Source organism: Novosphingobium mangrovisedimenti (genome assembly GCF_025153475.1).
Taxonomy (GTDB): domain Bacteria; phylum Pseudomonadota; class Alphaproteobacteria; order Sphingomonadales; family Sphingomonadaceae; genus Novosphingobium; species Novosphingobium mangrovi_A.
The window spans coordinates 142,296-148,817 of the sequence record NZ_JANZXA010000013.1 but is presented as its reverse complement, the minus strand read 5'-3'; the positions used below and the strand labels follow the sequence as shown (position 1 = coordinate 148,817).

Annotated in this window: 9 protein-coding genes; all 9 read right to left on the bottom strand. The window is 60.5% G+C overall.

Annotated features, from left to right (window positions below; translation table 11 throughout):
- Window positions 1-101 precede the first annotated feature (101 nt).
- Entirely contained in the window at window positions 102-839 is a 738-nt protein-coding gene (locus NZK81_RS17655) for a DnaB-like helicase N-terminal domain-containing protein (RefSeq protein ID WP_260047397.1), read from the bottom strand.
- Window positions 836-1,060 (bottom strand): hypothetical protein, encoded by a 225-nt coding sequence (locus NZK81_RS17650; protein WP_260047396.1) that lies wholly within the window; start codon window positions 1,058-1,060, stop codon window positions 836-838. The genes NZK81_RS17655 and NZK81_RS17650 overlap by 4 nt, the downstream gene beginning before the upstream one ends.
- Window positions 1,061-1,656: 596 nt before the next feature.
- On the bottom strand, window positions 1,657-1,866 hold the full coding sequence (locus NZK81_RS17645; protein WP_260047395.1) for a hypothetical protein: 210 nt from the start codon (window positions 1,864-1,866) through the stop codon (window positions 1,657-1,659).
- A 129-nt stretch (window positions 1,867-1,995) separates the two neighbouring features.
- Complete coding sequence (locus NZK81_RS17640) at window positions 1,996-2,634, bottom strand: type II toxin-antitoxin system HicB family antitoxin (protein WP_260047393.1); 639 nt, start codon at window positions 2,632-2,634, stop codon at window positions 1,996-1,998.
- Window positions 2,635-2,680: 46 nt separating this feature from the next.
- Window positions 2,681-3,250, bottom strand: a complete 570-nt coding sequence (locus tag NZK81_RS17635; protein WP_260047392.1) for a hypothetical protein — start codon at window positions 3,248-3,250, stop codon at window positions 2,681-2,683.
- 11 nt (window positions 3,251-3,261) lie between these two features.
- Window positions 3,262-3,576 (bottom strand): hypothetical protein, encoded by a 315-nt coding sequence (locus tag NZK81_RS17630; RefSeq protein ID WP_260047391.1) that lies wholly within the window; start codon window positions 3,574-3,576, stop codon window positions 3,262-3,264.
- 2 nt (window positions 3,577-3,578) lie between these two features.
- Window positions 3,579-3,938 carry a hypothetical protein gene (locus NZK81_RS17625; RefSeq protein WP_260047390.1) on the bottom strand — a complete coding sequence of 120 codons (360 nt, stop codon included), beginning with the start codon at window positions 3,936-3,938 and terminating at the stop codon, window positions 3,579-3,581.
- A complete protein-coding gene (locus NZK81_RS17620; RefSeq protein WP_260047389.1) occupies window positions 3,938-4,462 on the bottom strand; it encodes a hypothetical protein in 525 nt (174 codons plus the stop codon). The genes NZK81_RS17625 and NZK81_RS17620 overlap by 1 nt, the downstream gene beginning before the upstream one ends.
- 675 nt (window positions 4,463-5,137) lie before the next feature.
- Window positions 5,138-6,436 carry a tyrosine-type recombinase/integrase gene (locus NZK81_RS17615; protein WP_260047388.1) on the bottom strand — a complete coding sequence of 433 codons (1,299 nt, stop codon included), beginning with the start codon at window positions 6,434-6,436 and terminating at the stop codon, window positions 5,138-5,140.
- Window positions 6,437-6,522 lie beyond the last annotated feature (86 nt).

The window sequence follows — 6,522 nt, the reverse complement described above, 5'->3', positions numbered from 1 at the left end:
AATAACGCCATGTCGATCACTCCAATGTCCCCCGACGCAACAGCCAGGGGAAAGGTCAGAACATGGGTCACTTCTCAGCGGAAATTTATGCCTCTCCCGGGTCAACTCTCAGCGGAAATCAACACCGTGCTGCCCATTTCCAGACTGAACAGCTGGACCCCATGCCCTTGCTCGGCAGCGCCGCGCGCATAGGTCAGTGCAAGGGCCGTTTTGCCCATACCAGGGCGACCGGCGACGATGTTGACCGATCCCGGGCGTAGCGCGCCCAACAGGTCATCGAGATCGGAGATAATGCCGCAGGTGACACCTGTACGCGGCTCATCGAAGGACGCCACCAAGGCATCCAGGCATTCGCCCGCGGTCACCTGCCGGGAAGTCTCGTCCACTGGCGAGCGAATGACATCGTCTACGGCACTGACAATGCCCGTAACATCGCAATCGAGGTCGGCACATTGCCGCTGCGCATCGCGAAACCCGCTCAGAAGCCTTCGGCGTACGGCCAGCTCCTTGATCTGCCCGGCGAGGTCCTTGGTAGGAATGATAAACCCGGCTGGGTCGGCCGTGAGCCGCGCAAGGTAGCCTACACCACCCATGGCTTTGAGTTCGGGATCCTCTTCGACATAGCCCCGGATGGCGATTGGCCCAGCATGGCGCCCCGCGTTGTGTTCGCGCACCATCGCGGCCCAGATGCGACCATGCAGAGAGAATCCGAAGTCTTCCGGTCCGATCATTTCGACAGCGATGTCGATGAGGCCATTCTCGACCATTGTGGCACCCAGCAGGGCCGCTTCCGCCTCGGGGTTGATCAGGGTCGGCGGCACACCTTCGGAAACGCTCATGCCGCGTCTCCCCCTGTAATGTCGCACATGATTACGATGGACGTGCCAGCCGCACGGGCCAACTCCTCCGCATAGTCATGAGCTTCGATGAAGTCGGAGAACCAATGGCCCCGCCCGGCGGCGGCAGGGCAAAGGTAAGGCTCTACCTCCCAGCCCCCCCTTTCTGGGTTGTCGATCAGGATGGCGGAGCGATCCGGGAACGGTACGATCTGCGCTGTCATGGCCGATCTCCCTGACATCCACGGTGACGGCATCGCTCGGCAACGTGGCGCCCCTGCGCCGTCAACCGGAGGATCGCTGCGGTTTGCCCACTCGGGTTGCGCTTGCGAGCCCCGGTCGGTTCGACCAATCCCATGGCGCGAAGCTCGCTGAGCCTCGGCAATATCGCCTCTCGGGTGTGCCCGGTGGCCACTGCCACTTCGATCGAGACAGCTTCACCAAGCTGCCCGAGAGCAAGCAATGCCTTCCGTCGCATGTAGGGTACATGCTGAGCCATGGCGGCTGCAGCGTCCTGCGAGGTGCCGTCGCGGCCTTTCGCTCCAGGAACATCAGGATAGCGACCGGGTCGAAAATCCTGCTTCAGGCCACGGCTCGTGCGGCTTCGGCGCGGGTGAACATCAGCCATGACATCCGCTCCCGAACGCAAGGCCAGCGATCGTTTTCGCAAGGCCCGGTGTCACGCGATGGGCGGCAATCAAGAATTGCGCCTGCCGGCTGGAAAGAGTATCTGGGTCGAAAGGATTTACGACAGCCCCTGCTTCGCGATCCTGAGCCCCGGTCCTCGCACGACCGGGGCTTTGCATATCTGGCGGCCGGTTCATGCAGCTTCGCCCAAGTCCGGCAGCGATTCGATTAGATCTTCAGCAGCCTGAAAATCCCAAATCGTCCGATTTCCCAGTTTCTTTGCGCGAAGCTTCCCTTCCGCCAGAAGTTCGTATGCGCGAGTTCGCCCAAAGGCACCGGGGAACCGAGCTTGAAGAGCTTTGAAGTCACCCCAACGTGGACCATCAGCAATGGCAGCGTGCATAACATTCTCCGTCTGTGCTGCCGCGTCCGGGCGAACGGGCCCGCACAGCGACGGAGATTGTTAGTAACCGCCTTTCGAGGGCGCGCATCAAGTTCTCACGTCACATAAATTCGCAATTGTGTGACGTGCTCAGATTTGCGGGAATTTTTCCCTGGCTAAGAAAGCGCGTGTTCGCTCTGGGTGGGTTTCCATGAAGTGCTGCAGATCGTCCCATCCACCCTCTATGAGGAGCCGCACCCATACCGACGGGACCTGATGTGCACTTTCCCTGAGCCATGCATGCACGCCACCGGTCTCTTTCCATCGCTCGCGATTCTGAAGGGCTGAATCAACGGTGTGACGGGACATCTTGCCCTTCGCCTCGATTTCGATTGATGCGGCTGTAGCTGGTAAGCCGGCCACCACGGTCGTGCGATCAATAGCAGCGATTACTTCCACCTTCGCTTGAAGGGCTCGGATGAATTTTGAAATGTTCGCTGGGCTGGGATCTAGCCCACGGCATCGCGAAACGTCATAGATGGCAGAAGCTCGCGCTATGCTGGTCCAGAGATTTTCGATAGCTTCGTGCTGAGACTTCCCGGTCGCATAATACCCAGGAAGGCCTAGGAACTTTGCTTGCCACTCTCCCGCTTCGGACCGTTCACCGAGATGGACTGTGACCGGATAGGACGATGAACCCAAGAGCGACCGATCAATCTCTCTCACGGCACTCGAAGTGCCGAACTTGTTCGCTACGCCCTTACTCTTCCTTGCATTCTTGCGGCTCATACGCCTCTCAGCCTATTGTCTGAGGTGACCAACACGTCACGCATTCCTACTCTACCAGCATCGCCGCCAACAAGGCTTGAGCCAGTTCTCCTAACGGCACGGGCACGCTCGTTGAAACGTATCCGACATTCCGGGCGCGGCGCTGACCGTATCGTTCAATCCACTGCCGGCCGTTGATGCGCCAAGCACGCTGCAACAGCGCTACAGGAAGCAGATAGCACCGCCGGGACGGGGCGAACGCATATGCGATGAAGTCGCAGGCTAGCGGCTTCTGCACCCAGCCTGGCTTACGCCGTTCCTCGTCGCTCCATTGCTCAAGCAGGATGTCGGGCCAGTCATGGGAACGAACCTTCTCGTCGACGGTGTATGTCCGGCCGCATGCGAGAGTGATGACGCGATCGATCCCGCCGCGCTGAGCCCAGCCGTCATCGCGCACCGACACTGAACTGATCATCGTCGGGAACGCCTTGCGATACAGATCCGACCACCAGCCGGCATCGGCATGCCTGTTCGACATCGCGAGGCTGGCAGCAAAGTCATGTGGTGGAGGGAGAGGTGAATGCCCCGGCCGGGTGACCGGGGCAGCGTCAAACGGAAAGCTGTCCTCTACGTCCACTGAGCCCCCTGTCACACCGTCTGATTATTTGGCCAGTCACACGAGCCAGCACCTTCGAAGGCTTGGCCCTCGACGTCGGGATCGCTGATCGGACAACCAGCGCCATCTCCATCCGGCGTGGACCAGCCCTGGGCGGTATTGACCCCATCTTCATCGCTCTGTCCGCTCGGGTCGTCGTCCTCCAGATCTGGGTCGCCGCTCAACATGTCCAAAACGTCCACGAGAATTTCGACCGCGTCGGCAATTTCCTGCTGACTGTGGCGGTTGAGGAGAAGGCCCGCCATGCGAGCCGCGCGAGCTGGTGCGATCGGGTGAACCGTACCCATGATTAATTCCTCCCGTCGGCAACCAGGCCGGCGACGATCTGGCGCAAGAGGCGGCAGGTGGCGGACTGGCCTTCGCCGATCTCCTCGAGATCGCCGCCCACAATCGACCAGACCGCACGAGCCTTGATCTTGGCATTCTTCGGGGTCAGCGGCAGCCTCTCGATTTCACCGTAGACACGGTTCATCGCCTCCTCCCAGCGGCTCCATTCAGCGTCGCCGGCGGAGGCTGCATTGAGCCTGGCCGCTTCACGGTCTATCCGATCCAGCTCCGCAAAATAGGATGCGGTGGCTGTGCCGGTGGCAATCAGGGATGGGGCCGCGGGAGCAGTAGTCTCGGCAGCGGAATGATTGCGGCGCTCCATTATGATGCCCTCCGCTCTGCGATGCGCTGGCGGATCAGGTCATGTACCGCTTTTCGCCCGTTGCGGGTTTCGAGCATCCACATGGAGTAATCCACGGCTCTTCCCTCAGGCACCATCAAGACGATGTCGCCTTCACGTTCGATCCAGCCGCCGCCCATGTACTCGAAGTGTCGAAGCCATGCTGCGGCATTGAAGGTGGGGCTCGAAGCACCGCCATCAAGGGTTCGAACATCCTTGAACAGGCCGGAAACGATTTCCGGGCCTGACAGCACATCAGGGTCGACGAAAATCAGTTCGAGCTTTGCTCGCAGATCATGGATGGTCTCACATGGCAACGCAAAGATAGCGTGCTCCGCTGCGCATTTGGCATCGACGGCCACGTCAATCCGCGTTTGGTCATCATAGGGCAGGCTTGAGAGAAATTCATCACGTTCCCGCCAGACGTCGAGCGCCTCATCAAAACGGCGCTTGCGAGCAACGGTCGTGGCGTGGTCGCCTGCGGCCTGTTGTGTGGTGGTAGCCATAACTGATCTCCACTGGATCGGTTGCGGTTAGGGCCGGGCTGGGAGGTAAGACGGCCTGCCCGGCCTGTGTTTTGGACTAAGGGACGCTTGATCCCCACGGCGCGCAGCAGCAGAGTTCGCCAAGACGCGGACGACGCGGTCGGCCGTCCTCAGCGAAAATTCAGAGGCTGTTGCCGCAATGGATCTCGGTTACCGCGCGCCGGAGTCGCGCATTGCTCGAGCAAGCTGCTCCCGCAATTCGGCGATAAGCTCGTCATCCGCTTCTACGGCGGATGGAAAGTTGTGACGCAAAGGGGTAATGGGCTGCGAAGCCATGGCCAGATCTCCTTACGATCGGTTGTGGTCAGGAACGGCGCTTGGGTGGCAGCCCTTGCGCCGTTCTGTTTTTTACGTAATACGTAATTACTATGTCGTCAACGGAAAAACGTAATACGAAAAAAAGAGGCCGTCCGGCGACGGGGATGGACCCCATGGTCTCTTTTCGTTCTCCACCTGCCCTCACGGCGCGGATCGAGGAATATGCAAGTTCCATCGATCAGCCGCGGTCAGAAGCGATCAGACGGCTTGTTGAACTTGCCCTGAGTAAGGTCTAGGTCGCGGGCGACAGGCAGCTTGCACGAGGCAACGGGGAGCCATGATCTGCCTGCCAGGCGATGCCACCCGGATCGCGGCTGGCTAAACCTTCTTTGCCCGCTCCAGCGCAATCACGTTCTCTGTCGTGCCGGACAAACTCGGTGCCACGAATCGTCCCCACCCTTCGAGTAAATCCCGGCGCATATCCCTCAGATCAGTCCGGAGGTATGCTTGCTCCGTGGCTGTTCCCACTTTGTGAGCAAGCGCCATCTCGGCCACCATCGCGGGAATGGTGGGCATCTTCTCGGCCGCCCAGTCGCGAAACGACGAGCGGAACCCATGCATCGTCTCGTCACTACCAGCCGAGCGGATCACTTTGGTCAGCGACATATCGGACAACGCCTTGCCTCGCGTGCCCGGGAAAATGATACCCTCCCGAAGGTCCTTCGGCGTGAAGCGTTCGAGCAATGCAACCGCTGCCTCGGACAGCGTGACAACATGATCGACGTTCATCTTCATCATTGCTGCTGAGCGTGTCCAGGTTTTCGCCTTGAGGTCGACTTGCTTCCAGGTGGCCTGACGCACCTCGCCGGAACGCGCCGCAGTGAGAATGCCGAAGAGCATGGCATAGCGGCTGGCAGTCACATGCTTTGCCAGCTCGTCCGCGACAAATGCGGGAACGTCTGCAAACGGCATTGCTCGGAAATTGCCGCCACGCTTCTGCTTGGAAAGGCCGGAACGCAGCTCACGGGCGTCGGGCAGGGATTCCTTCCGCCAGCCGCGAGCCTTTGCGAACGCAAGGACCTGGCCGATCCGGCTTCGCACCTTCCGCGCCATGACAGGCTTGCCGGTCCAGATCGGGTCCAAAGCCGTTATCACCTCGGCACTGCCGATCGCGTCCACCCTCATGGTGCCCAGCTTTGGAATCGCGTGCTCTTGCAGGGACGCAAGAAAGGCCTTGGCGGTTCGATCAGCCCAGCCTGCGGACAGCGCCGTGTGCGCCTCGGTGACGGCTTCGGCGAAAGTGGGCACTCTGGAGCGCAACCGATCACGCTCGCCAACGGGGTTCGCGCCGGCTTTGGCCAGCTTTCGTAAAGCGGCAGCCTTTTCGCGCGCCTCCGCCAGCGTCAGTTGCTTACGCAGCATGAGCGGGGTTTCTTCCAGGCGGTTATCACCTTCGGCAAAGGCATTCCGGCCGACGCCATCCAGATCCACAGCCCCGAGACCGATATCTCGTCGCTTACCTTCGACCTGTACTCGCAGCATCCATGACTTGGCGCCCGTGGGTGCGCAGAGTAGGAAAAGGCCGTCCCCGTCCTGAAACGTCGCCCTGGTCGGCACGCCGTCAGCCCCGATTCGCGGCTTCGCGCTCCTCACTTTCGCAACGGTCAGTTTGCCCACGGCTGCCCCCACATTCGTCCCCACGGAATATGGTGGTTCTAGCCGAACGTCAACGAAAGCGAGCGAACTATACCCGTCGGGAGATA